We start from the raw sequence: 25,397 nt of genomic DNA, 5'->3' as shown, positions 1-25,397 counted from the left end.
ATGCAGCAGTTACAGAACGTTATTGAGTCCGCTTTTGAGCGTCGCGCCGAGATTACCCCGGCAAATGTGGATACCGTGACCCGTGAAGCGGTAAACCAGGTGATTTCCCTGCTGGATTCCGGCGCGCTGCGCGTGGCAGAAAAAATCGACGGTCAGTGGGTCACTCATCAATGGCTGAAGAAAGCCGTGCTGCTCTCTTTCCGTATCAACGATAACCAGGTTATCGACGGAGCTGAAAGCCGCTACTTCGATAAAGTCCCTATGAAATTCGCTGACTACGACGAAGCGCGTTTCCAGAAAGAAGGCTTCCGCGTGGTGCCACCTGCGGCAGTGCGTCAGGGCGCTTTCATTGCACGTAATACCGTGCTGATGCCATCCTACGTGAACATCGGTGCCTACGTTGACGAAGGCACCATGGTTGACACCTGGGCGACTGTTGGCTCATGCGCGCAGATCGGTAAAAACGTTCACCTGTCCGGCGGCGTAGGCATCGGTGGTGTTCTGGAGCCACTGCAGGCTAACCCGACCATCATCGAAGACAACTGCTTCATCGGCGCGCGCTCTGAAGTGGTTGAAGGCGTGATCGTTGAAGAAGGCTCCGTGATCTCCATGGGCGTTTACATTGGTCAGAGCACCCGTATTTATGACCGTGAAACCGGCGAAGTTCACTACGGTCGCGTTCCGGCGGGCTCCGTGGTGGTTTCCGGCAACCTGCCGTCTAAAGATGGCAAATACAGCCTGTACTGTGCGGTTATCGTGAAGAAAGTGGATGCGAAAACGCGCGGTAAAGTGGGCATCAACGAGTTGCTGCGCACCATCGATTAATCGGGTATAACAAAAAGCGGGGGCAACCCCGCTTTTTTTGTATCTGAGGGTGGCGAAAATAGATTTTTTCGTTAATTATTCAAAGGTTATGTTGAGATCAAGGGTACCGCTATGTACGATAATCTGAAAAGTCTGGGCATTACCAATCCTGATGAAATTGATCGTTACAGCCTCCGTCAGGAAGCCAATAACGATATTCTGAAAATCTATTTTCACAAGGACAAAGGAGAGTTTTTCGCCAAAAGCGTGAAGTTTAAATATCCACGCCAGCGTAAGACCGTTGTTGCTGACGGTGAAGGACAGGGATACAAAGAAGTACAGGAAATCAGCCCTAACCTGCGCTATGTGATCGATGAACTCGATCAGATCTGCCAGCGCGACCGCACCGAAGTCGATCTCAAGCGTAAGATCCTTGACGATCTGCGTCACCTTGAAAGCGTTGTGACCAATAAGATCAGCGAGATTGAAGCGGATCTTGAGAAGTTAACCCGCAACAAATAAGTTGAGTGCGGCCTGATGCCCTCACCCCGACCCTCTCCCACAGGGAGAGGGTGAAACCCTTATCGCTGTTCATCCAGCTGCAGCGCCACATACAGCAGCAGCCTGTCGTCGAAATTCCCCAGATCCAGCCCCGTCAGCTCTGAAATTCGGTTTAACCGATACTCCAGGGTATTGCGGTGAATAAACAGTGCTTTTGACGTCGCCAGCGGCTGCACGTTATGACGGAACCACGCCTGCAGCGTCCGGCGCAGCAGGCCGTTATTGTCCATGGCTTTCAGACGCGCTAATGGTCGCGCCAGCTCATTGGCCTGCCAACCCCCGCGCAGGCTGTCGAGCAGCACCGGCAGCATCAGGTCCTGATAGAAATAACTGCGGCTCTCCGGCATCCGCTGCTTGCCCACCATCATGGTGGTGCGCGCGGTACGCCAGGAGCGGGCGATACTGCCCGGCCCGGTAAAGTAGTTGCCCAGCGCAACGCGAAAACGCAGCTGACCATTCTCCTTCATCCGGGAGATCAGCAGCTCCACGCGACGACGATGATCGTCCGCATCCCAGCGGCCGAACGCGTTGAGCGCTGGTTTGAGCACCACCATTTCCGTCAGAGAAACGATCGCCACCAGGTTGTCGCGCTCCGGCGTCGCCAGCGCATTTTGCAGCTGCTGCAGCTCGGCCATCGCGCTGTCTACGCCAAGCTGGCCGCTATCGACCTCAATCACCGCCACCACGCGCGGCTGGTTCAGATCGATCCCCAGACGCTGCGCCCATTCGCTGAGCGCGGGCGTGTGCTCTTCCGCCTGAATAAGGTTCATCACCAGCTCTTCACGCAGGCGGCTGTCCTGGGCAAGCAGGTGCATCAGGCGCGACTGCTCCAGCATCATCTCTGCCGTCATACAGACCAGCTCACCGTATTTTCGCAGTGACTCGGGCTCGCCGGTCAGGCCGATGACCCCCACAATCTCGCCTTCAAGGCGCAGCGGTAAATTGATGCCCTGACGGACGCCGTGCAGGTGTTTCGCTACCGCATCGTCGATATCCACGACCCGCCCCTGGGAAAGCACCAGCAGCGCGCCTTCGTGCAATTCCCCAATACGCTCGCGATCGCCGCTGCCAATAATGCGCCCGCGGGCATCCATCACGTTGATATTGGTATCAATGATGCGCATGGTGCGCGCCACGATATCCTGCGCCATTTTGGTATCAAGATGCCAGCCAGCCATAGAACCCTCCCGTGAGCAGAGCTCAAGCATAGGGAAGTTCAGCGGCGGCTGCATTGTGCGAATGCACAAAGAGAGAGGGAGATGTATGGAGTTGTGGCAAGAATCACAGAAACGAAAAAGCCCCTGCGAACAGGGGCTTCAAAGGATTACTGCATCAGCAGATAAAGCGAAGTATCACCACGCTGGATATTCAGCGCCAGCACGGAAGGCTTGCTGTCGAGGATCTTGCGCAGTTCAGCGATATTTTTCACCGGCTGCTGGTTAGCGCCCATGATCACATCGCCTTTTTTGAGGCCGATACGGGCTGCCGGTGAATTCGCTTTCACGTTGTTCACCACCACGCCTTTGTCTGCGCCTTTATTGCTCATCTCGGCACCTTCAATGCCGCTGAAGATCGTGCTGGAATCCACCTGATTCTGGCTGCTCTGCTGCAGCTCCAGGCTCACGTTAACCGGCTTACCGTCGCGCAGCAGGCCCAGGGTCACTTTGCTGCCAATCGGCATAGAGCCCACTTCGGCACGCAGGGCGGCAAAGCTGCTGATCGGCTTACCGTTCAGGGAGGTGATGACATCACCCGCTTTAATACCCGCTTTCGCCGCGGAGGAGTTCGGCATCACCTGGCTGACGAATGCCCCGCGCTGGGCGTCAACTTTCATCGCCTTAGCCAGTTCGGAGTTCAGCTCGGTCCCGAGGATACCCAGCTCGCCGCGTTTCACCTGGCCATACTGCACCATCTGCGCGGTCAGGTTTTTCACCATGTTACTTGGGATAGCAAAGCCGATCCCAATGTTGCCGCCGTCCGGTGCCAGGATCGCGGTGTTGATACCGATCAGCTCACCGTTCAGGTTCACCAGCGCGCCGCCGGAGTTACCGCGGTTGATCGCCGCATCCGTCTGGATGAAGTTTTCATAGTTCTCGGCATTGAGGCCGCTACGGCCCAGCGCTGAGACGATACCCGAGGTCACGGTTTCACCAAGACCGAACGGGTTACCGATCGCCACGGTATAGTCGCCCACGCGCAGCGCGTCGGAGTCGGCAATTTTAATCGCCGTCAGGTTTTTCGGATCCTGGATCTGGATCAGCGCGATATCGGAGCGCGGGTCTTTACCCACCACTTTGGCGTCGAACTTACGGCCATCGCTCAGCTGAACCTTAATGCTGTTCGCGTTATCAACAACGTGGTTGTTTGTGACGACATAGCCTTTCGCTGCATCAATGATTACCCCCGAGCCAAGCGCCATGAATTTCTGCTGCTGGCCGCCGCCCTGGCTGTCATCCCCGGCACCACCGCCCTGACAGAACGGAGAGCTCTGGAATGGCGAACCGTCCTGGCAGAACGGCGAGTTGTCACCGAAGAACTGCTGGAAGTTACGCGGCATACGCGGCGTATTGACGGTCGTACTGCCCTCAACGTTAATACTCACCACCGATGGCATCACTTTTTCGAGCATCGGTGCCAGGCTTGGCATCTGCTGCGCGGTTGCTGCCGACGACGCGGTCTCGGCTGCAGTAGCAGTCAGAGGAGACAGCGCTAAACCTAAACTCAGAGCCAGTGCACTCATTGCTAATGTGGTTTTTTTCATGTTTCTCAATCTCGATTTACAGGTAACGCAAAATTGCTGTGTAACTCAGATTCGTTTTATACCGCTTAGTTCCGGCGATAAGTTTATGGAAAAGGTAAAAATTTATTGGCCGTCTTTACAAAACTCCGGGATTATTCCACCGCCATAAGCTTGCGGTATTCATCCCTGGCATACAAATCCGTCATGCCGCTGATATAGTCCTGGATTAGACGGCTGCGATAATAATATTCCATCACCGGCCATTGGGAAGAGTGGCGATCCAGCTTGCCAATCGCTTCGACATACGCCAGACGATGCCGGGTAGAGAGTTTCTGATAAAGCCGCGATTCGATAGGTATTCTGCGCACGCGCTCGTGTTCCACCAGCTCGCTGAACTCGTCGACCGACAGCTGGAGCAACGGGGAATAAATTTCCAGTAACCCACTGATTACCCGATAACCCTGCAGCTCTAACTGCTCGACATCCGGATGGCTAAATACATGCCGCATCGCCACATGTTTATAAAGCTCAAGGAGTTGACTGAAACTGCTGTCATCTTCCAGCAGCGCGTGGTTGAATTCCCCGCTGAAGATAAGCGGTAAATTATCAATAAAGCGCGACGCCGCATACGGCACCAGTTTATTTAATGTATTGACCCGCAAATACATAAAGAACTGGTCTTCTGTACTACGGCTTAATGTATTTGAGCGCGATTTTTCCCAGGCATTTTCGACAACCTGCGCAAACAGCGAGCCTTTTTCATGGGTACCCCAGGCCGCATAAAGATGCTGATAAAGCTCCTCAACGCTGAAGATTCTTTTCTCAACGGCATCTTCCAGATCGGCCACGCAATAGGAAATATCATCGGCGGCTTCCATAATCCAGGTCAATGGAAAGCGGCCGTTTGGCGTCAATGAAAGTTCTTTACGTAGCCGTTCAATATAGGCCTCTTCGGAAAGGTAATAGCCTGGTTTTTTCATTAAATAGCTGTGGGACGCGGGCGTATCTCCCATCCACCACGCGGGGCGGGTATATTTCAGAATGCAGCCGACCTGTGCCCAGGTCAGGTTCATGCGCATCAGGGAGTGGACCAGCCGGATCCCCTGCGCGTTGCCCTCAAAGTGACACAAATCCTGGCGCACTTTGCGTCGCAGATCGTTCAGCCCCTCTTCGCCTTCACGCAGGCGTAAATCGCGTACGATACAGCGGTCGTCGCTCAGCGGCTGGCTTACCGCATCCGAAGGGTAAAGCCGTTGTTTAAACCAGTCATTGATTGCCGCCTCACCAAAGTGGCCGAAAGGCGGGTTGCCGATGTCATGCATCAGGCAGGCCATCTCAACGATGCTCTCAAAAGGCCCCGTCAGCTCGTCCAGACCATAGGTTTCCAGTAAGCGCTGCTCTTTGAGACGGCTTAAAATCTCTTTGGCAATGTAGCGCCCGACCTGCTGCACCTCCATGGAGTGGGTTAAGCGCGTGCGCACCGCGGCGTTACGCTCAAGAGGAAAGACCTGGGTCTTTTGCTGCAGACGGCGGATGGCTGGCGAGTTAATGATCCGCCCGCGATCGCTTTCGAAGATACGCAGGATCTCATGTTCGCTCTTGTCGCCCTGCGGCGAACGGAAACGTCGGTGCCAGTTAATTTTGGTGCGAAAATCGATTGGTGCCATGTGCTCCCCCGCGTGAGAATGCGTTTCCCCTTAACCGCATGATAGACTATGCATCTTAACAAGGCACATCGCGAGTAAATCTATGAAAATCGGCATTATTGGTGCAATGGAAGAAGAAGTTACGCTGCTGCGTGACAAAATTGAGAACCGTCAGACCCTCTCTCTTGGTGGTTGTGAGATCTACACCGGCCAGCTGAACGGTGTTGACGTGGCTCTGCTGAAATCAGGCATCGGTAAAGTGGCAGCTGCGCTGGGTGCAACCCTGCTGCTTGAGCGCTGCAAGCCGGATGTGATCGTGAATACCGGCTCTGCGGGCGGCCTGGCGCCGACGCTGAAGGTGGGTGATATCGTTGTCTCCGACGAAGCGCGTTACCACGATGCTGACGTCACCGCGTTCGGTTACGAGTACGGTCAGCTCCCGGGCTGCCCTGCTGCTTTTAAAGCTGACGACAAACTGATTGCGGCGGCGGAGACCTGCATCGCAGAACTCAACCTCAACGCGGTACGCGGTCTGATTGTCAGCGGTGATGCTTTCATCAACGGCTCCGTTGGGCTGGCGAAAATCCGTCATAACTTCCCTCAGGCGGTTGCCGTTGAGATGGAAGCGACCGCGATTGCGCACGTTTGCCATAACTTCAGCGTACCGTTCGTGGTGGTTCGCGCCATCTCTGACGTGGCAGACCAGCAGTCCCACATCAGCTTCGACGAGTTCCTGACCGTTGCGGCAAAACAGTCCACCGTGATGGTGGAACGCCTGGTGCAGAATCTGGCACGTGGCTAAACATACCGTCAGGGCGCTGGCCGCCCTGCTTCTTCTCGCACCGCTGTGGCTCTATGCTGTACCGCGCGTGATTACACTCTCTCCCGCAAATACGGAACTGGCGTTTGCCGCCGGGATCACGCCCGTTGGCGTGAGTAGCTATTCGGATTATCCGCCGCAGGCCGCGGGAATTGAACAAGTCGCCACCTGGCAAGGGATGAACCTTGAGCGCATCGTGGCGCTTAAACCGGATCTCGTGCTGGCCTGGCGCGGCGGTAACGCCGAGCGGCAGGTCAACCAGCTCACCTCGCTTGGCATAAAAGTGATGTGGATTGATGCCGTCAGCATTGAGCAAGTCGCTCAGGCGCTACGCGCCCTGGCACCCTATAGCCCTACGCCCAAAAAAGCCGAGGCGGCGGCGAAACAGATGCTGAGCGACTATGCCGCGCTGAAATCCCGATACGATACCCCTGTTAAAAAGCGCATCTTCCTGCAGTTTGGCAGCCAGCCGCTGTTCACCACCGGAAAAGGGTCGATTCAGAACCAGGTGCTGGAAGTCTGTGGCGGTGAAAACATCTTTGCAGCCAGCCGGGTGCCGTGGCCCCAGGTTAGCCGTGAACAGGTCCTGGCGCGCCAGCCGCAGGCTATCGTCGTGGTCGGAAATGCGAGCGAAATTCCCAAAATTGAACAATTCTGGCAACGGCAGCTAAAAATACCGGTAATTCCCCTTAACAGCGACTGGTTTGAACGCGCCAGCCCGCGTATTATCCTCGCCGCAAAACAGCTCTGTGCCGCGCTGGCAGAGAGTCACTAACATAAGACCCTTTTCGAGGATTTAACGATGCTCGTTTATTGGCTGGATATTCTTGGCACAGCCGTTTTTGCTATCTCCGGCGTCCTGCTCGCCGGAAAACTACGCATGGATCCTTTTGGCGTGCTGGTGCTTGGGGTCGTGACCGCCGTCGGTGGCGGGACAATCCGCGATATGGCGCTGGCGAATGGCCCGGTGTTTTGGGTGAAAGATCCTACCGATCTGGTGGTCGCGATGGTCACCTGTCTGTTAACCATTGTGCTGGTTCGCCAGCCCCGCAGATTACCCAAATGGATATTGCCGGTACTGGATGCCGTCGGCCTGGCCGTGTTTGTCGGTATTGGCGTCAATAAGGCGTTTAATGCGGGTACCGGTCCAATGGTGGCAATCTGTATGGGCGTATTAACCGGCGTGGGCGGTGGGATCATTCGCGACATTCTGGCGCGTGAAGTACCGATGATCCTGCGTACTGAAATTTACGCAACGGCCTGTATCGCGGGGGGCATTGTCCACGCGACCGCGTACTACACGTTTGCACTTCCGCTGGAAAACGCCGCGATGCTGGGGATGGTCGTGACGCTGGTGATACGTTTAGCGGCGATACGCTGGCACCTGAAGCTGCCGACGTTTGCGCTGGATGACCGGTAAAAGCAAAACGGTAACCTGACGGTTACCGTTTTTAGTCTTTTCTCCCTCTCCCTGTGGGAGAGGGCCAGGGTGAGGGCAACAGCCCGCACCCTCTTAAATACTGAACGAAGAACCACACCCGCAGGTGCTTGTTGCGTTCGGGTTGGTCACCACAAAGCGCGAACCTTCCAGACCTTCGGTGTAATCCACCGAACCGCCCACCAGATATTGCAGGCTCATCGGGTCAACCACCAGCGCAACGCCCTGTTTCTCGATAGTCATATCGCCATCGTTAACCTGATCGTCAAAGGTAAAACCATACTGGAAGCCGCTGCAGCCGCCACCGGTAATATAGACGCGCAGTTTCAGATCCGGATTGTCTTCGTCTGCAATCAGGGTTTTCACTTTGTTGGCTGCTGCTTCGGTAAATTCCAGCGGCAACGCTACATCATCACTCATCATATGCTCCCATGAATACTGCTACTGCGATTGGGTAAAATTCACCCAATTCTTTGTGTCATTATCTAATACCCTGGTAATTCATTCAAGTATTCTGCGCTGCGGCCCGTTCAGCCTCTTGTTTTGCCAGAGTACGCGCTAGGATGGTGGAGTATAGCGGCTTTCCACCCAGGAACTGGGCTAATAGTGTCGCGCCGAGACAGGTAATGATCATTGGCAAAATGAGCTGGTAATTGTCCGTCATCTCCAACACCAGCACGATCCCGGTCAACGGCGCACGCAGGGATGCGGCCAGCAGCGCTCCCATTCCGGCGATGGCAAAGGTCCCGGCGTCAAGATGATAGGCGGGAAAACCCACTTCAGCCGCCATACCAAACGCGGTGCCCAGCAAGGTCCCCAGCGCCAGCATCGGGGCAAATATCCCGCCGGGCGCGCCGGAGGAAAAACAGAGTACCGTCGTGATGACGCGGGAGATAAACATGAACAGCAGCAGACCCACGCTGAAATTCCCCGCCGCCGCAATGGGAATCAGCCCGAACCCGCCGCCTGCGGCATTCGGCTCGATAAACCCGAGCACGCCACACATTCCGCCCAGCAGACCGCCCATCAGCACCCATTTCGTGGTGTTCCCGCCGTGAATGCGCTGGAACATATCCTGAGCGCGCAGGATAAAGGTGTTAAACAGCGGCCCCACCACGCCAAAAATCATGCCGAGGATCAGGTAAAGCCACAGGGTGTTAACCGGTGCGTTGGTCAGTTTACCCACCTCAATGACCGCCCCTTCGCCGTTAAAGAGGCGAAAGACGATGCTCGACATAATGACGCCGGTAAACACCGCTTTAATGGAGATCAGGTTGTAGCGAAACTGCGCGCGCATCTCTTCGATAATGAACAAAATGCCCGCCAGCGGCGCGTTAAACGCCGCCGACAGCCCCGCCGCCGCACCGGTAGCCAGCAGCGTATGGCGCGCTTCGGCGCTGCGCATCCGAAACAGATCGCCCACCATGCGGCCGACGTTCCCCCCCAGCTGTACCGTGGGCCCTTCCCGGCCAAGTACCATGCCTGCGCCCAGCGTACCCATGCCGCCGATGAATTTAACCGGAATCACCCGCCACCAGCGCACCGGACGCAGCTCCTCCAGTGCACCTTCAATTTCCGGGATGCCAGACCCGCCCGCCTCCGGCGCGAATTTACGCACCAGAAAATACCCCACCATGGCAAACAGCGCAGACAGCCCGAATGCCCAAACCCAGACCAGCCATTCGCTATCGGCGAAACCGGCCACGGTGCCCACTCGCCAGTTGAGTACGGCATTAACCGCTTTTTCAAACGCCACGCCAATCAACCCCGCGAGAGTCCCCACCACGGCAGCGGCCAGCAGGATCGCCAGCGGCGTTTTATCGCGATTGAGCAGCCGCCGAATACTGACCCGGTGCCGGGCGCGCGTAAACTGTTGTTCTTCAAAAGACGGAGAATCTGATTTCATGTCCTGTTCTTATTCGTCATACAAAAAGCCGCGAGGATTTTACCAGAGACTGCCCCACCGTCTCCTGAAAATTACTTAACAAATCTTAAAGCATTACCCGGCTAAAAATTTCATAACCTTCCCCGAATCACTTAGAATAGTGGGCTTAATCATTTTATACGAACCAGGAACGACGCCATGAGCAAGTCTGAAAACCTCTACAGTGCAGCCCGAGAGCTTATTCCGGGTGGCGTGAACTCACCTGTGCGCGCCTTCACCGGCGTGGGCGGTACGCCGCTGTTTATCGAACGTGCTGACAGCGCGTATCTGTATGATGTCGATGGCAAAGCCTATATCGATTATGTCGGCTCCTGGGGCCCGATGGTGCTGGGGCACAACCACCCGGCTATTCGTAATGCGGTGATTGAAGCTGCCCAGCGCGGCCTGAGTTTCGGCGCGCCAACCGAAATGGAAGTGAAAATGGCGGAGCTGGTGACCGAACTGGTGCCGACCATGGACATGGTGCGTATGGTGAACTCCGGTACCGAAGCCACCATGAGCGCCATCCGCCTGGCGCGCGGTTTTACCGGTCGCGATAAAATCATCAAATTCGAAGGCTGCTACCACGGCCATGCGGACTGCCTGCTGGTGAAAGCCGGTTCCGGCGCACTGACGCTCGGCCAGCCAAACTCACCTGGCGTACCGGCCGATTTCGCTAAGCATACCCTCACCTGCACCTACAACGATCTGGACACCGTTCGCGCGGCGTTCGAGCAGTATCCGCAGGAGATCGCCTGCATCATCGTTGAGCCGGTTGCGGGCAACATGAACTGCATCCCACCGCAGCCTGAGTTCCTGCCGGGCCTGCGCGCCCTGTGCGACGAGTTCGGCGCGCTGCTCATCATCGATGAAGTCATGACCGGCTTCCGCGTAGCGCTGGCGGGTGCCCAGTCTTACTACGGCGTTGAGCCGGACCTCACCTGCCTCGGTAAAATCATCGGCGGCGGCATGCCGGTCGGCGCATTCGGTGGTCGTAAGGACGTGATGGAAGCCCTGGCGCCAACCGGCCCGGTTTACCAGGCGGGCACGCTCTCCGGTAACCCCATCGCCATGGCCGCGGGCTTTGCCTGCCTGACCGAAGTGGCCCAGCCTGGCATTCACGAAACCCTGACCGACCTGACCACGCAGCTGGCAAACGGACTGCTTGAAGCGGCAGAGGAAGCCGGTATTCCGCTGGTGGTTAACCATGTGGGCGGCATGTTCGGGATCTTCTTCACCGATGCGAAAACCGTGACCTGCTATCAGGACGTGGTGAAGTGCGACGTTGAGCGCTTCAAGCGCTTCTTCCACCTGATGCTGGAAGAAGGCGTGTACCTGGCACCGTCAGCGTTCGAAGCGGGCTTTATGTCCGTGGCGCACAGCGAAGAAGATATCAATAACACCATCGACGCGGCGCGTAAGGTGTTTGCGAAGCTCTAAGGTCATTGCCGGGTGGCGCTAACGCTTACCCGGCCTACGATGTTCTCCCTCTCCCTGTGGGAGAGGGCTGGGGTGAGGGCATCAGGCCGCACCTGACTACCGGCTCTGCTTTCTCAACAGATAAATAAAATACGGCGCACCGATAAAGGTCGACAGCAGACCCGCCGGGATCTGATACGGGAACAGCACCATTCTTCCGCACCAGTCCGCAAACACCAGCATCACCCCACCCGTCAGGGCCGACATGACGATATGCGGCATCGTTCTGCGGAAGCCCATCATTCTGGCAATGTGCGGCGCCATTAACCCCACAAAACTCAGCGGTCCAATCGTCAGGGTTGCCGTCGCCGTCAGGCACGCCGCCAGCAGCAGCAGCGCGACACGCGCTGGGGTCAGCGCCATCCCCACCGCACGCGCGGTTTCGCCGCCGAGCGGCAGAATGGTCATCCAGCGGCGGCACAGCGGCACCATCGCCAGCAGCACGAGCATCGCCATCCCGGACCAGACCACCTGGCTTCCGGTGGCGTTGTAGGTCGAGCCGGAAATCCAGGTCAGTATCTTCGCCATACGCGGATCGCCGCTTGCCTGCAGCATCATCAGCAGCATCGTAAACGCGGTGCTGAGCGCCATCCCGGCCAGCAGCATGCGGTGCGGCGAAAAGCCGCCGCGACCGGCGGCTATCAGGATAATCATCAGCGTGGCTGCCGCGCCGATACTGCCGGCAGGCATCAGCCAGCCAAACGCATTGCCCGGCACGAAGAAGAGCATCAGCACCACGCCAAAGGCGGCGCCAGAGCTGATCCCGAGCACTTCCGGGCTCGCCATCGGGTTGCCGGTCAGACGCTGAATGATGCACCCCGCCACCGCCAGCATCACCCCGGCGATCAGCGCAGCGACGATACGCGGCCAGCGCCACTGCAGCAGTTCATTGAGTAAATCACCCGTTGCCCAGTGCCAGCCCGCGGCATCGCGTCCAAATGAGAGCGCCGCGAACGAGGCGATAATCAGCACCGCCAGACCGGCAAGGCTAAACCAAAGCACCGACCGACGTTCAGCGTAGACTTTATCGCCCGCGTCCATCGCCGGTGCACTCATGCTGCGCAGCCGCGGGAGCAGCCACAGCAGCAGCGGCGCCCCGATAAGCGCGGTCACAGAGCCGGTGGAGACTTCCCGCCAGACCTGCGCCAGCCAGAGAATAAGCTGATCGGAAAGCCAGAGGATCAGCGCCCCAATCAGCGGCGCCAGCATCAGACGCGTCAATAAACGACGCGCCCCAAGCATTTTCGCCAGCAGCGGCGCAAACAGGCCGATAAACCCGATGATGCCGACCGCGTTCACCAGCAGGGCGCTCAATACAATTGCCAGCGTCAGCGCCGCCAGGCGAGCCAGCGACAGCGCCAGCCCCAGGTTGCGCGCCACGCCGTCATCCAGTCCCATCAGCGTAAGAGGACGCAGGAGCAGCAGCGTCAGCACAACACCGCCAGCCAGCTGCGGCCAGAGGCGCTGCACCACGCTCCAGTCGGTCTGGGTCAGCGTGCCGGTGCTCCACAGGAACATGCTTTGCAGCTGATCGTGGTGGAACAGCACCAGCAGCTGGTTGATCGCCCCACAGTAGAGGCTCACCACCAGCCCGGCCAGGATAAGCGTTACCGGCGAAAGACGCTTGCCCCAGGCCACGCCAAAGACCAGCGCACCCACCACGCACGCCCCCGCGAGTGCCGCAAACTGCGAGGTTAACGCACCCGGCAGCGCCCACAGCGTGGTAATGGTGATCCCAAGCTGTGCGCCGGTTGCGACGCCGAGCGTGGTTGGCTCTGCCAGCGGGTTACGCAAAACCTGCTGGAACAGCACGCCCACCAGCCCTAAACCGGCGCCGACTAACAGGGAGATCGCCAGACGCGGCAGCAGGCTGTAGTGGAACAGCATCTGTTGAATATTGTCGATATCCGGCGAGGCCAGCGCGGCCCCCCACTGCGTGCGGGGTAACGCCGTCGAGAGGTTGAACCCGGTTAATACCAGCGCAACCAGAAAAAGCAGGGATAGCAGCAGCGCCGGGAAGCGGGAGATACGCGTATTCATGCTTTCCCTCCCAGCGCGTTATCCAGCACGCGGGCAAAATGCATGGCCGACAGCGTCGCGCCGTAGAACCAGACCGCCGGGGCGCGCTGGAAGCGTTGCTCACGCACAAACGGCATCGCCTGCCAGAGCGGCGTCGCCATCAGGGTCTGCATGGCGCGCTCGTTGCCGTGATCGAAGCACAGCACATCCACATCGCGAAACGCCGCGAGACGATCGATACCCACGGCGGTACTGCCCCAGAACGTCATCTCCCCTTCCCAGGCATTGCGAATGCCGAAGCTGTCGAGCACTTCCTGGAAGAGGCAGTTTTTACCGAAAACCAGCATATGGCGGGCATCCAGCAGCGTCACCATCAGCAGCGGACGATCGCCCCGGTGAGCAAAGCGGGGCTTCAGGGAGTCGATCAGGGCATCAAATTCGTCGAGATGTTTTTTGGCCTCGACCTCGCGGTTGAGGAAACGCGCCATCTCGTTAATCGAATTTTTAGCCATGGACAGCGGTTTTTTACCGTCACTGAAGGCGAATCCACGTCCGGGCGCGATGCGCGCCATGGTCTCCTCTGACGGACCGTAGCCCGCTGACCAGAACATGAACGAGGGTTTCATCTGGGTGAGCAGCTCGAGGTTTGGCTCCGTCCGCAGGCCGATGTCGATCACCGAGTCCGGCAGCTTCGGCTCGTTCACCCAGAGGTTATAGTTAGGAATGTCCGCCACGCCGTAGGGCGTGACGCCGAGCGCCATCATCAGCTCGACCGGCAGCCACTCCAGAGCGACTATGCGGTGCGGATCGACGGCGGCAGCACGCGCCGTATTCATTTTTAACAGCAGCGGTGAGAGCGCCATCGCCGTCAGCAGGCGACGGCGGCTAATGCGTGTGTTATCGAGCATCAGTAGACAAAGCTCACCGGTGCAGCCCCGGCCGGGTGAGGCAGAATACCCATCGGAATACCGTAAATATGTTCCAGCGTTTCGCTGCGCATCAGCTCTGACGGCGTTCCCTGGGCAATCATCTCGCCCCCGCGCAGCGCGACGAGGTAGTCACAATAACGCGCGGCCATGTTGATATCGTGCAGAACCGCAATGACCGTCAGACCGCGCTGCTGGCTCAAGCGATGCACCAGCGCCAGAACGTCGACCTGATGCGCTATATCCAGCGCAGAGGTCGGTTCATCCAGCAGCAGGCAGCGGCTGTCCTGCGCCACCAGCATAGCAATCCACGCGCGCTGACGTTCGCCGCCGGACAGGCTATCCACCAGACGGTGCGCCAGCGGTTTTAGCCCGACCAGCGCAATCGCCTCTTCCACTTTCTCTCTGTCGGCCACGCCGAAGCGCCCAAGCGCCCCGTGCCACGGATAACGCCCAATCGCCACCAGCTCACGCACCGTCATTCCTTCCGCCTGCGGCAGCTGCTGCGGCAGATAGGCCACTTTGCGGGCAAAGGCTTTACTGCTCCAGCTCTCCAGCGGTTGGTCATCCAGCAGAATATCGCCTTCTGAAGGCGGCTGATGGCGCCCCAGCATCTTGAGCAGCGTGGACTTACCGGAACCGTTGTGACCAATCAGGCCAGTGACTTTACCTGCGGGGAACGTCAGAGAGAGCGGATGCAGCAAGGTGCGCCCGGGTACGCGAAAGGAGAGATGGTTGAGCGTAAAGGTGGTGTCGGGTTGCGTTTGATTATCCTGCATATCAGCCAACTTAAATAAAAAGGGCACGGCGAACCGTGCCCGGACAGAGATTAGAAGCGGAAGGTCGCGGTAGCAACAACCTGACGTTCAGCACCCCAGAAGCAGCCGTAGGTGTTGAAGCAGCTGGCAACGTACTCACGATCGAACAGGTTGTTCACGTGCAGCGCCACGTTCGAGCCTGCCATGCCAACGCGTGCCAGATCGTATCTGACCAGCGCATCGACAACGGTGTAGCTGCCAACCTTGAAGGAGTTCGCCGGATCGCCATAGCTGGAACCCGTGTAACGCACGCCGGTACCCAGCGTCAGGCCAGACAGTGGGCCATCAAACATCGTGTAATCACCCCAAACGGATGCCATGTGTTTTGGCACCTGAGCTGGCGTGTTGCCTTTGTAGTTCGTATCGGTGGTGTATTCCGCATCGGTATAGGTATAGGAGCCGACGACGTTCACGCTTGCAGAGAGGGCCGCTTTCGCTTCCAGCTCTACGCCACGCGCGCGGATTTCACCGCCTTCAACGGAGAAGAAGGAGCCCGCCGGGTCCGCCATCAGGTTGTTGGTTTTGGTCAGCTGGTATACCGCACCGGTAACAACGATCGGACGATCGTTCGGTACGTATTTCACGCCCGCTTCGTACTGTTTGCCTTTGGAAGGCGAGAACAGTTTACCCTGGGCATCGGTCTGCGAAGCCGGTTCAAACGATTCGCTGTAGCTAAAGTACGGGGTGACACCGTTATCAAACAGGTAGTTAACGCCGCCGCGCCAGGTGAACTGGGTGTCATCACGTTTGGAAGTGGTGTTCGTCACGCGGTTGTAGGATTCCTGATCGGCCCAGTCATAACGACCGCCCAGGGTTACCAGGACCTTATCCCACTGCGCCTGATCCTGAACGTAGAGTCCCGTCTGTTTCTGACGGTTAAGGATCTGATACGGGCCGGAGTTTGCTGGGTCTTTTGCACCAAAATCAAAATCGCTGTTCACCGGATGGTAGAGATCCAGCAGCGGAACAGAGTCGTCATAGCCAAACCAGGAGTTGATGTCGTTACGCATACGCATAAAGTCAACGCCGGTCAGCAGGATGTGGTCCACATCACCCGTAGCGAATTTGCTCTGCAGCTGAGTATCAACGGTGAAGTTCTGCAGTTTTTCATTATCGACAACGTATTTACGCGCCAGATAATGGCCTTTGTCCGATGGCGCTAACGCCGCGCACTGCTTGTTGCCGCTGTTCGCCGGGTCGGTACAGACACCATAGCCGTATACGCTGTTTTGCGAGGTTTTGTTCTCAGCAAAGCGCAGGTTCTGGCGCACGGTAAAGGTATCGTTGAATGCGTGGTCGAAGCTGTATCCCACCATTTTCTGGTTACGGGAGTAGGTGTTGTTCTTCGCGCCTTCGTTGAAGTTCGTCGGAAGACGATCGCCATTTGGCAGCGGATCAACCGTTCCCTCTTTTGGCAGCCAGCCGTAGTAGCCTGTCTCAGGCTCGTTCTGGAAGTATGAGAGGAACGTGAAGGTGGTTTTATCATCCGGACGCCAGGAGAAAGAAGGCGCGATGGCATAACGCTGCTCACCTTTGCCTTCCTGCTGCGAGTTGTTCGAACGTGCAACGCCCGTTAAGCGGTAAGAGTAAACGCCGTCATCGTCGATCGCATCGCTGAAGTCAAAGCCGGTCTGGAACAGGCTGTCAGTGCCCATTTTGAACTGAACTTCTTTCAGCGGCTCGGTGGTTGGGCGCTTGCTGACCATGTTCAGCAAGCCGCCAGGGCTGCTTTTGCCGTACAGAACCGAAACCGGACCGCGCATGATCTCGGCGCGCTCCAGCATATAAGGGTCAATCACCGCGTCGTTATAGAAGTTGCCTTGCATCTTCATACCGTCGAGGTAGTTATTCTGGGTCTGACCGTCGGCCGCGAAACCGCGAATGACCAGGTAGTCATAGGTGTTAGACGCGCCACGCGTACCCACCGCAACACCCGGCGTGTAGCTCAGGGCTTCTTTCACCGAGCGTGGCTGGTGCAGCGCCATCTCTTCAGCGGTCACCACGGAAATAGACTGTGGAACCTTTTGAATCGGAGTATCCGTTTTGGTCCCGGTCGCCGATTGCCGTGCAGCGATGGTCGCCGCCGGTCCCCAGGCACTTTCCTGTGCCGCAGGTGCTGCGGTTACCGTGATAGTTTCTTCTTTTTTCGGGGTTTCGGCCGCATGAGCATACGCGGACATGCCGGCAACCGCTGTGGCGACGACGACCGCGAGTTTACGCAGCGACGTGTTCATTGGCTGAGCAGTATTGGAAAGCGCCATGATGTTTCTCTGATGGAAAAGTGAATGATAACGTAAACGAGAATTATTATTATGAGCGCCAGAATAATATGCGAAACGCGGGTTGCATAGCAAGCAGTAAGCAGCCCTACAAGATTTAAGGGTTTAAGAATTAACCAGATGAAAAGAGTGGGTTAATAAGGATAGCGAAATGATCGCTAAAGCCCGCCAAAACGGGCAGAGAGGGTTAACGGTAAAATACCTCGAACGTGGCGACGGAATCGACTTTGCCCGCTTTAACCTCCCCCGTTTTGACGTAGCGCGCCTTGAGAGGGATTTCAACTGGGATCTTGTCCTGCGTACTGGTTATCGCCGTGTAGTTCTGATCAAACTGCAGCACCGTATTATTCTTATCAAGAATTTGGATGCCGACACCCGCGGCGGCGGAATCTCCGGCAGCGATGCCGAGGATATTGCCGTTCTTCACGCCCGTTGAGCCTGCGCTGGTGAACTGATAATCGATCTTTGTCCCCGCAGAACAGTCGGTGATTTCAATCTTAAAACTGCTGTCGGTAAGTATCTCTGAGTATTGCCCGTCAAAATCCTGAACGTTAACCGTTTTAAGAGGCACATAAATGTTACGGTCGACCAGGTTACAGGTGTTGGTCGTAATGCGAACGCTGGTGGGCGAAAAGCGCATTTCACCGATCACCGCGTTCCCCAGGATATCCATTGAGGTTAATCGTGAGGTATCGAGATATCCTTCCTGAATATCGCCCGTTACCACCAGCTGCGCAGTGGCGCGAAAGGTAGATACTCCATGCGAATAGCCATGTGTTGAGCCAATATAGTGCATTGGCCTGACAAGATCCTCGTCATTATAGTTTGGTAACTGCTCATTCGAGGAAGCGGCCCGAATTCCAATCCCCGGGACATTAGTTTGATAAACGCCAGGCATAACATCTTCACGCGCATCGCTTTCCGTCAAGGAGAGATAGCCTCGCCGTATTTGCGCTTCACCGATGCAGTCTATGGCCACTTCTTTACTTTCAACGCTGTCATCGTAAATGATTGTGCCTTTCGGGGTATCAGGAGCAACAATAATCACCGGCGGAAGTTGAAACGTCACCACAGCATCCACGCCAGAGCTGCCGTTAAAAGTACAGTCTGCTCGAGCTGAATGGAAAAAGGCGGTCGCCAGCAACATCAGCACGGGTAAGAAAAACGTTTTCATGGAAAAGTGTAGATTCATGAAATACCTCTTTTAATGACAGTTGACCGTGGCTTTCACGATCCCTGCTGAGCCCTGGGAGGGAAGCTCCAGCTCTCCATGACACTGATGAACGTGTTCTTCCCCCCACTGCACGCTAAACGTTGTTTTGCCGGACAGCCCCGTGAGGTAAACCTCACCGTCATCCCCGACGATGGCGGTGGTACTCTCCAGCGCTACCACAGCCCCAAACGGAACGGGCTTACCTGCGTAGAGCAAGGTCACCAGCGCGCGTCGTCCAACGCGAGCATCGAAGGTCGCGTGCAGAGCCGCCCCTTTCGTCGGCACGAGATCGAGCGTTGCCGCATCGATATCAATATCTTCCCGATCCTGGGTATTTACGGTGATGACGTTGTGCCGATAGGCCGTCATAGAGGGCACTATGGCGTTACCAAAACGGTCTGTAGAGATGCCGCGCCCGTTTTGCACTTTAACGTTATCGCCATCCTTAATGTGCACAATGGCAAAAGCGTCGCGTACGGGTTGCCCCAGCGTCACGCCATGCTCGTGGGCAACGATCGACCCCTGCGCGCTGTAGTTCCACTGTCTATTATCACCGCTGTAGCTGTAGCCCATCCCGACCTCACCGGAAGCGCCACGGTAACGCCCGGACAGGCTGCCGCCGTAGCCGGTATTCTGATTGGCATAGCTCTGCTGGAGGTTGTAGCTCAGCTTATTGTCCTCCAGCGCGGTGCCGCCGAGCCCGACCTGATGTGAAACAAACCCACCGCTGGCGGTGTTAGCGCTGTAGGTTGCCCAGGAGTCAGGCAGCCACTTTGAGAACGGAATGTTGACCGTCAACGCCATCTGCCGGTCGGTATTGGCGTCCGGGGTGCGGGTCAGGTTGTAGCTTATCGACCAGGTGATATTGCGCCAGCTGGAGCTCAGCCCCGCGCTGACGCTGCGCTCATGGCCGTCCATATCCCAGTAATCCTGCTGATAGCCGTTGAGATAAGCCGAGCCCCAGTCTGAAATACGCTGGGAAAGGTTTAGCTGCATGCGGCTACGGCGGTTGTTGGTTCTGCGATAGGTATAAATGCCGTCATCGATCTCGCCGTCACGCCGATCGATAGCTTCCTGAAAGGTATAAAACCCCGAGGTAGAGTAGCGGTAGCTGGCAAGCGTGACGGTCGTATCCGTGTCAGGGATATCTTTGGAGTACTGGGCCCGCCACGATAAACCGCTGGCATCGTCAAGCCCGTCATCAAACGCGGTACGCGCGGCGGTGAAGTCGACAGATGCGGAGCCGAAGTGCCTCAGGTCGGCACCAAGCCCCAGCAGCAGCGCATGATACAGTGACGCCCCCAGCGCGCCGGTATAGGCCGTGACGCCGTAAGGCAGACCATAGATAGCCGTACCTTGCGCAAAGATGGGTTCATCTTCACCTTCATTACCGCGATAGCGCCCTGCTGCCAGCGAGTACTTAAAACCACCTTCTCGCTGTAACACCGGCACCGACGCGCTGGCCTGAATGAAGCTATGCTCGCTGCCATCCGCCTCTTCGACGGTCACTTCCAGATCGGCTCCGGAAGTCACCTGGCTCAAGTCGCGGATCTCAAAAGGCCCTGGCGAGACGTTTGTCTGATAGATGGTATAGCCGTTTTGCTTGATGGTGACTTTCGCGTCGCTATTCGCAATACCTCGCACAACGGGCGCAAAGCCTTGCTGGCTGACGGGCAGCATAGCGGTGTCCGTTTCCAGCTTCACGCCGGTCATCTGGACGCTGTCAAAAAGCTCGCCATTGGTATACGTCTGCCCCATCTCAAGCTGGCTTTTCAACGCTTTGATGTCACGCTGTAAAGTGCTGGCGATAGCCTCCCAGCCGGAAGCATCGCTCCAGGTGCTGTTATTACGCAGTCGCCACGCGCCAAGATTCATCCCCGACTCCAGACCCAGCCAGGTTGAAGAGGCTTTGCCCGAGCTATAGTGTTGCTGAGAGCCGCTGAGCTGATAGCTTGTCCAGGCGGCAGGCGCGCCGTCATCCCAGAATTTCGGGTTAATCGCTCCGGCGGCGGCGCGATCGCGATAGATCTGCGGAATGACCAGCTTCAGGGTCTGGTTATCCTGATCGTAATCGTAGCGTGCATTTTCAATGAAATGAGAGATGTCCCGAACGTAAGCCTCGTCGTCAAGACCCTTTAAGTCAGGGATCGTGTCAACTTTCACGCCGTATTCGCGCAGGTCCGCTTTGGTCAGCTCCGGCAGCAGATGCTGTTTGTCGTCAGAAAGCACATAGGTGAGCGTACGTGTATCCAGCACGTCCCGATCCCACATAATCGTCGTGGGGTAGCTCCCCGCAAGTAAGCCATTATCATTGATGAATTTTTTGAGCGTGGAGGTATTTTCGAGAGGGGTATCCAGTTCAAGGATCCGCAGGTTGAATTCGTCATCCGCACTTGCAGGCTGGATCGCGGCGAGCAGCGCCAGCGCGATCCCGGACAGTACCTGTTTGTGAAGTAAAGATGACGACATAACTTACCAACATGATCGATTTAAAGAGCCTGCTTGCGTAGAGGAGTCTGGGCGCCGAAATCATTAATAGCCGTCCAGGTCACCGCGCCATTTGCCGCTTTTGGTAGCGCGAAACTCTGCTTGCTAAACGGTGCAACCATCATTGAAATGGCACCCGGCGTGGTTTTGGTCTCTTTCACCGGTACACTTTTCCCGCCAACGGCCAGTTCGCCAAAAGAGACGTAAAAAGGGGTGGGGTTGTTTGCAATTAGCGTCTCACCCTGACGATGGAACGTGATTTTTTCATAGGCTCCCAGGGCATCGGTTTCCTTCAGTTGAGCAGGACGCCAGAAAAGCTTCAGGCGCGTTTTCATCGCGAACTGCAGCGTGTTTTTCTCTTTCAGATCGGGCGACAGAGCAGAGACGGATTTCACATTCGCCAGAAAAAGTGATTCGCGGTCTGCCGGCAGGCTGTTTTTATCGCCGGTAAAAATAACGTGTAATAGCGTCTGACGATTTTCCTGCAACTTATAGACAGGCGGCGTAATAATAAAGGGAGCCTTTGCATCATTGGGATAACTGACCCAGCTTTGCACCAGATAACGCGTATGAGGATCTTTATTTTTAAGTGCGATTTGTACTTCAGATTTATTCGATGGATAAATAATTCGCGTACCACCGAGAACAACGCTTGCCTGCACTGAAAAGCAAGAGATAATTAAACAACCACATAACAATTTAAATAACGTCTTCATACAGCGTTCCAGGAGGCAGCCGTTCAGGCTGCCAATAATTGCTTAGCGATAGACAACCTCAAATGTGGCTGAGGAGGAGTAATGACCCGCGGTTGGCGCGGCATCACCGACCTGAATCACTTTCGCGGTGTAGTTAAAGACAGAAGCCGCTGCGCCGGTCGGATCGTTAGCCACGTCGGTGCCCGCATCCGGTACTGAACCGTCGAAGACCACATCGCCTTTGGAGCCGTTGTCGTTGCTGACAATGATGCCAACGTTAGTGGCGTTGCCTGCGCCGGAGAGATCGTTCTTCAAACGCTTGTACGCGGCGTCTGTCGTTGTGCCGCTGAACTTGAGGTTCAGTTTGGCGACCAGCGGGTCACATTTTTTTACTTCAATCTTAAAAGCTTTAGACGTCCCGACCTGACCGTCGATGCCAAAATCTGAAGGATAAGTATCTGCGAATGTGACGGTGGATTCATTGGTCCCCGTACCATCAACATTGATCTCGCAGGTATCCGCCACAATTTTTCCGGCGAAATTTACCGTACCTGAATCATTCGCTGCAAAGACCGGCAGCGACAAAGCCGCCATAATGCTTCCGGCCAATAAAGAAGAAATAATTATCTTATTCATAACAACATCCTTATATATGTTTATAATGGAATCCATTCCTGGGAAAAATACTTTTCGCCAGAATGCCATTTAAAATTGGACGTCACTTAGCCCCGAAAAACCATTAATAAGAACATCCCATGAGGAAAGTGAAATTCACGAACTTAATTACATCAGATTAATCTTTACCGTGTCCAGCAGGATGGCGAATAAAATAGTTTAAAGTGATACCAACGCACTGATTAAAAAAAGAAAAATCACGCATTAATAATTCTTAATTAGACATTTACTAAAATTAAAATAAGAATAAATGTTAAGACAAAAAAAAGCCGCTTATCACTAAGCGGCTTTTTTATTCAGGAAACTAATCAGTTTCCGCCAAACATGTCCTTAATCCAGCCGGCTACGCCATCGCTGTCTTTCTTCTCATTCTGCTGCTGCGGCTGTTGCTGCTGCGGCTGCTGTGGCTGAGAAGACTGATCGAACGGGTTGCCCGTCGGCTGTTCAGGCTGGCTCTGCTGGCACAGGGAATCCGGGTTGGTTGTCCAGACCGGCAGGGTACGCATTCCGCCACCGCAGACAAAGTTACCGGAGCTGTCCACGCCCATATCCACGATATCTTCCGGTGCAACGAGGTTCAGCGGCACCGGTGACTGATTGGCCAGATAGCGCTGGTAAATCGACATCGCCCCGCTCGCCCCGTACAGTTTGGTCGGCTGGTTGTTGTCGCGGCCTACCCAGGTGATCACCACTTCGCGGCCATCAATACCGGCAAACCAGGTATCAACGTTGTTGTTGGTGGTCCCGGTTTTACCCGCCAGATGCAGACCCGGATACTTCGCCCCCAGCTGACGCCCGGTACCACGCTGCACCACCTGCTGCATGGTCCACAGCGTCATGTAGGCGGCCTGAGCAGGAACGGCACGCTCTGCCTGCGGGAAGCTCTGATACAGCACGGAGCCATCTTCGGCAATCACCGAACGCAGGGCAGACAGCGGTGCGCGGTTACCCCCGCTGGCAATGGTCTGGAAAGCCTGGGCGACTTCGATCGGCGTCAGGTTAAGCGCGCCGAGGATCATTGCCGGCACCGGGTGCAGCTGATCTTTCGATACGCCCAGTTTTTGCCAGGTGTCGACAATCGCTGGCAGTCCCAGCGACATGCCCAAGTTAACGGTTGGTACGTTCATGGAACGCGTTAACGCATCCACCAGCATCACCTGACCGCTGAACTGTTTATCATCGTTCTGCGGTGACCACACCTGGCCGTTAGGCTGGCGCAGGGAGATAGGCGCATCCGCAATCCAGGTATTCAGACGATACTGGTTTGGCTGACTCAGGGCAGTGAGATAGGTCGCCGGTTTTGCCAGAGAACCGATCGAGCGACGCGCCTGCATGGCACGGTTGTAGCCTGCAAACTGCGGCTCGGCACCGCCCACCATCGCACGCACTTCGCCGGAGTTGCGATCAACCACTACCATCGCGGTTTCAAGATCGGAGAGCTTACGCTGTTTCTTCAGCGCCGGAATGCCTTCCACCGCCGCTTTTTCTGCCGCATCCTGCGCCACGGAGTCAAAGGTGGTGAAGATCTTCACGCCGGAGAGATCTTTGACCTTATCGCCAAGCTTGCTTTGCAGCTCCTGACGCACCAGCTGCATAAACGCAGGCTGAGGCGAAATCACACCGCCGCGCGGCTGAACGCCAAGCGGACGTGCGCTCAGCATGTCGTACAGCTCCTGATCAATCACCTGCTGTTGTTGCAGCAGACGCAGCACCAGGTTACGACGCTCCAGCGCCAGTTTCGGGTTACGCCACGGGTTATAGATGGACGCCCCTTTCACCATGCCCACCAGCAGCGCCTGCTGATCCAGGCTCAGCTCCTCCACCGGACGACCAAAGTAGTACAGGCTCGCCAGCGGGAAGCCGCGGATTTCGTTATCGCCGCTCTGACCGAGGTACACCTCGTTCATGTACAGCTCAAGGATGCGATCCTTGCTGTAGCGCGCATCCATCAGCACGGCCATGTAGGCTTCGTTCGCTTTACGCCAGTAAGAGCGTTCGCTGGAGAGGAACAGGTTCTTCACCAGCTGCTGGGTCAGCGTACTCGCGCCCTGTACGGTACGGCCGGCAGTCAGGTTAGCCAACACCGCACGACCAATCGAGTAGAGGCTGATGCCATCATGCTCGTAGAAGTGGCGGTCTTCAGTCGCCAGCAGGGTATCGACCAGCAGATCCGGGAAGCCGTTACGCGCCACGAACAGGCGCTGCTCGCCGTTTGCTGACGAAAGCATGGTGATCAGACGCGGATCGAGACGGAAGAAACCGAACTGACGGTTGTTATCCATGTTCTCGATGGTATCCAGACGATCGCCGTCAAAGGTCAGACGCGCGCGCACCTGCCCCTCTTTGCTGTCCGGGAAATCAAACGGACGACGGATCATCTCAATGCTGTTGGACTGCACGGTAAATTCGCCAGGCCGCGTCATTTTTGACACCTGACGATACTGGGTGGCTTCGAGCAGTTTAACCATCTCGTTCTTCGTGATGGACATATCTGGCTCAAGGTTCACCATACGGCCATATACTGCCGCAGGTAACTGCCAGACTTTACCGTCGATACGGCTGCGGATCTTCTGATCCAGATACACGCCGTAAATCGCCATCAGCACGACAAAAACAATGAACAGCTTCAGCAGCAGCCAGAACCAGCCGCGCTTGCCCCGAGGCTTACGCCCTTTGCCTTTTCCATTACGCGGCATCGGTTCTTCATCCTCATAATCGTCTTCATAGTCATCGTCATAGTCCTCATCTCTGAGGCGACGACGGCTTACCTTTTCTTTCGCCGGACGCGTTGGTTTTCCCTTACGTCCTATTGGCTCGCGGTCATTCCCCGCCATGCTTTTTCTCCGCAACTTTCAGGCGCAAAGGCCAGATTT

20 protein-coding genes are annotated in these 25,397 nt (G+C 56.3%); 6 read left to right on the top strand and 14 right to left on the bottom strand.

What is annotated here, in order from left to right; all coding sequences use genetic code 11:
- Positions 1–825: a 2,3,4,5-tetrahydropyridine-2,6-dicarboxylate N-succinyltransferase gene (gene dapD / locus AC0TOY_RS21120; protein WP_008501915.1), complete on the top strand. Its 825-nt coding sequence runs from the start codon at positions 1–3 to the stop codon at positions 823–825.
- Positions 826–936: 111 nt separating this feature from the next.
- Entirely contained in the window at positions 937–1,326 is a 390-nt protein-coding gene (locus AC0TOY_RS21115) for a DUF3461 family protein (RefSeq protein ID WP_202770847.1), read from the top strand.
- Positions 1,327–1,385: 59 nt separating this feature from the next.
- Here the strand turns inward: AC0TOY_RS21115 and cdaR are convergent, their stop codons facing one another.
- From cdaR to dgt, 3 genes are all read right to left on the bottom strand, one after another.
- Positions 1,386–2,543, bottom strand: a complete 1,158-nt coding sequence (gene cdaR, locus AC0TOY_RS21110; protein WP_045327810.1) for a DNA-binding transcriptional regulator CdaR — start codon at positions 2,541–2,543, stop codon at positions 1,386–1,388.
- 146 nt (positions 2,544–2,689) lie between these two features.
- Positions 2,690–4,126: a serine endoprotease DegP gene (gene degP / locus AC0TOY_RS21105; protein WP_024907518.1), complete on the bottom strand. Its 1,437-nt coding sequence runs from the start codon at positions 4,124–4,126 to the stop codon at positions 2,690–2,692.
- A gap of 131 nt (positions 4,127–4,257) precedes the next feature.
- Positions 4,258–5,772 (bottom strand): dGTPase, encoded by a 1,515-nt coding sequence (dgt, locus tag AC0TOY_RS21100; protein ID WP_473722500.1) that lies wholly within the window; start codon positions 5,770–5,772, stop codon positions 4,258–4,260.
- Positions 5,773–5,854: 82 nt separating this feature from the next.
- On the opposite strand from dgt, the gene mtnN reads away from it, so the two are divergent.
- From mtnN to AC0TOY_RS21085, 3 genes are read left to right on the top strand one after another with little or no spacing between them, the layout of a single operon-like run.
- The gene (gene mtnN / locus AC0TOY_RS21095; RefSeq protein ID WP_024907516.1) at positions 5,855–6,553 is read left to right on the top strand and encodes a 5'-methylthioadenosine/S-adenosylhomocysteine nucleosidase; all 699 of its coding nucleotides are present in this window, start codon (positions 5,855–5,857) and stop codon (positions 6,551–6,553) included.
- Positions 6,546–7,346: a vitamin B12 ABC transporter substrate-binding protein BtuF gene (btuF, locus tag AC0TOY_RS21090; RefSeq protein ID WP_024907515.1), complete on the top strand. Its 801-nt coding sequence runs from the start codon at positions 6,546–6,548 to the stop codon at positions 7,344–7,346. Before mtnN ends, btuF begins: the two co-directional genes overlap by 8 nt.
- 27 nt (positions 7,347–7,373) lie before the next feature.
- On the top strand, positions 7,374–7,991 hold the full coding sequence (locus AC0TOY_RS21085; RefSeq protein WP_024907514.1) for a TRIC cation channel family protein: 618 nt from the start codon (positions 7,374–7,376) through the stop codon (positions 7,989–7,991).
- Positions 7,992–8,084: 93 nt separating this feature from the next.
- On the opposite strand, the gene erpA is transcribed toward AC0TOY_RS21085, so the two are convergent.
- Both erpA and clcA read right to left on the bottom strand, forming a co-directional pair.
- On the bottom strand, positions 8,085–8,429 hold the full coding sequence (gene erpA / locus AC0TOY_RS21080; RefSeq protein ID WP_013095643.1) for an iron-sulfur cluster insertion protein ErpA: 345 nt from the start codon (positions 8,427–8,429) through the stop codon (positions 8,085–8,087).
- Between the two features lie 85 nt (positions 8,430–8,514).
- Positions 8,515–9,915, bottom strand: a complete 1,401-nt coding sequence (gene clcA, locus AC0TOY_RS21075; protein WP_048990258.1) for a H(+)/Cl(-) exchange transporter ClcA — start codon at positions 9,913–9,915, stop codon at positions 8,515–8,517.
- A 177-nt stretch (positions 9,916–10,092) separates the two neighbouring features.
- Between clcA and hemL the strand changes: the two genes are divergently transcribed.
- Positions 10,093–11,373 (top strand): glutamate-1-semialdehyde 2,1-aminomutase, encoded by a 1,281-nt coding sequence (gene hemL / locus AC0TOY_RS21070; RefSeq protein WP_473722499.1) that lies wholly within the window; start codon positions 10,093–10,095, stop codon positions 11,371–11,373.
- A 96-nt stretch (positions 11,374–11,469) separates the two neighbouring features.
- Here the strand turns inward: hemL and fhuB are convergent, their stop codons facing one another.
- The 9 genes from fhuB to mrcB form a co-directional block, all read right to left on the bottom strand.
- On the bottom strand, positions 11,470–13,452 hold the full coding sequence (fhuB, locus tag AC0TOY_RS21065; protein ID WP_473722498.1) for a Fe(3+)-hydroxamate ABC transporter permease FhuB: 1,983 nt from the start codon (positions 13,450–13,452) through the stop codon (positions 11,470–11,472).
- The gene (gene fhuD / locus AC0TOY_RS21060; protein WP_473722497.1) at positions 13,449–14,339 is read right to left on the bottom strand and encodes a Fe(3+)-hydroxamate ABC transporter substrate-binding protein FhuD; all 891 of its coding nucleotides are present in this window, start codon (positions 14,337–14,339) and stop codon (positions 13,449–13,451) included. The genes fhuB and fhuD overlap by 4 nt, the downstream gene beginning before the upstream one ends.
- On the bottom strand, positions 14,339–15,136 hold the full coding sequence (gene fhuC / locus AC0TOY_RS21055) for a Fe3+-hydroxamate ABC transporter ATP-binding protein FhuC (protein ID WP_047346397.1): 798 nt from the start codon (positions 15,134–15,136) through the stop codon (positions 14,339–14,341). The genes fhuD and fhuC overlap by 1 nt, the downstream gene beginning before the upstream one ends.
- 50 nt (positions 15,137–15,186) lie before the next feature.
- Positions 15,187–17,436: a ferrichrome porin FhuA gene (gene fhuA, locus AC0TOY_RS21050; protein ID WP_473702175.1), complete on the bottom strand. Its 2,250-nt coding sequence runs from the start codon at positions 17,434–17,436 to the stop codon at positions 15,187–15,189.
- 205 nt (positions 17,437–17,641) lie between these two features.
- The gene (locus tag AC0TOY_RS21045) at positions 17,642–18,646 is read right to left on the bottom strand and encodes a fimbrial protein (protein ID WP_473712518.1); all 1,005 of its coding nucleotides are present in this window, start codon (positions 18,644–18,646) and stop codon (positions 17,642–17,644) included.
- 12 nt (positions 18,647–18,658) lie between these two features.
- Positions 18,659–21,136, bottom strand: a complete 2,478-nt coding sequence (locus AC0TOY_RS21040) for a fimbria/pilus outer membrane usher protein (protein WP_473722496.1) — start codon at positions 21,134–21,136, stop codon at positions 18,659–18,661.
- A 20-nt stretch (positions 21,137–21,156) separates the two neighbouring features.
- On the bottom strand, positions 21,157–21,870 hold the full coding sequence (locus AC0TOY_RS21035; RefSeq protein WP_048990247.1) for a fimbrial biogenesis chaperone: 714 nt from the start codon (positions 21,868–21,870) through the stop codon (positions 21,157–21,159).
- Between the two features lie 42 nt (positions 21,871–21,912).
- The gene (locus AC0TOY_RS21030; protein WP_175557801.1) at positions 21,913–22,485 is read right to left on the bottom strand and encodes a fimbrial protein; all 573 of its coding nucleotides are present in this window, start codon (positions 22,483–22,485) and stop codon (positions 21,913–21,915) included.
- 347 nt (positions 22,486–22,832) lie between these two features.
- Positions 22,833–25,358, bottom strand: coding sequence for a bifunctional glycosyl transferase/transpeptidase (gene mrcB, locus AC0TOY_RS21025; RefSeq protein WP_024907503.1), 2,526 nt, complete (start codon positions 25,356–25,358; stop codon positions 22,833–22,835).
- Positions 25,359–25,397: the final 39 nt, after the last annotated feature.

The organism is Enterobacter sp. PL_is379, assembly GCF_055817355.1.
The sequence above is the reverse complement of the archived record's forward strand: the minus strand, read 5'-3'. Positions and strand labels throughout refer to the sequence as shown.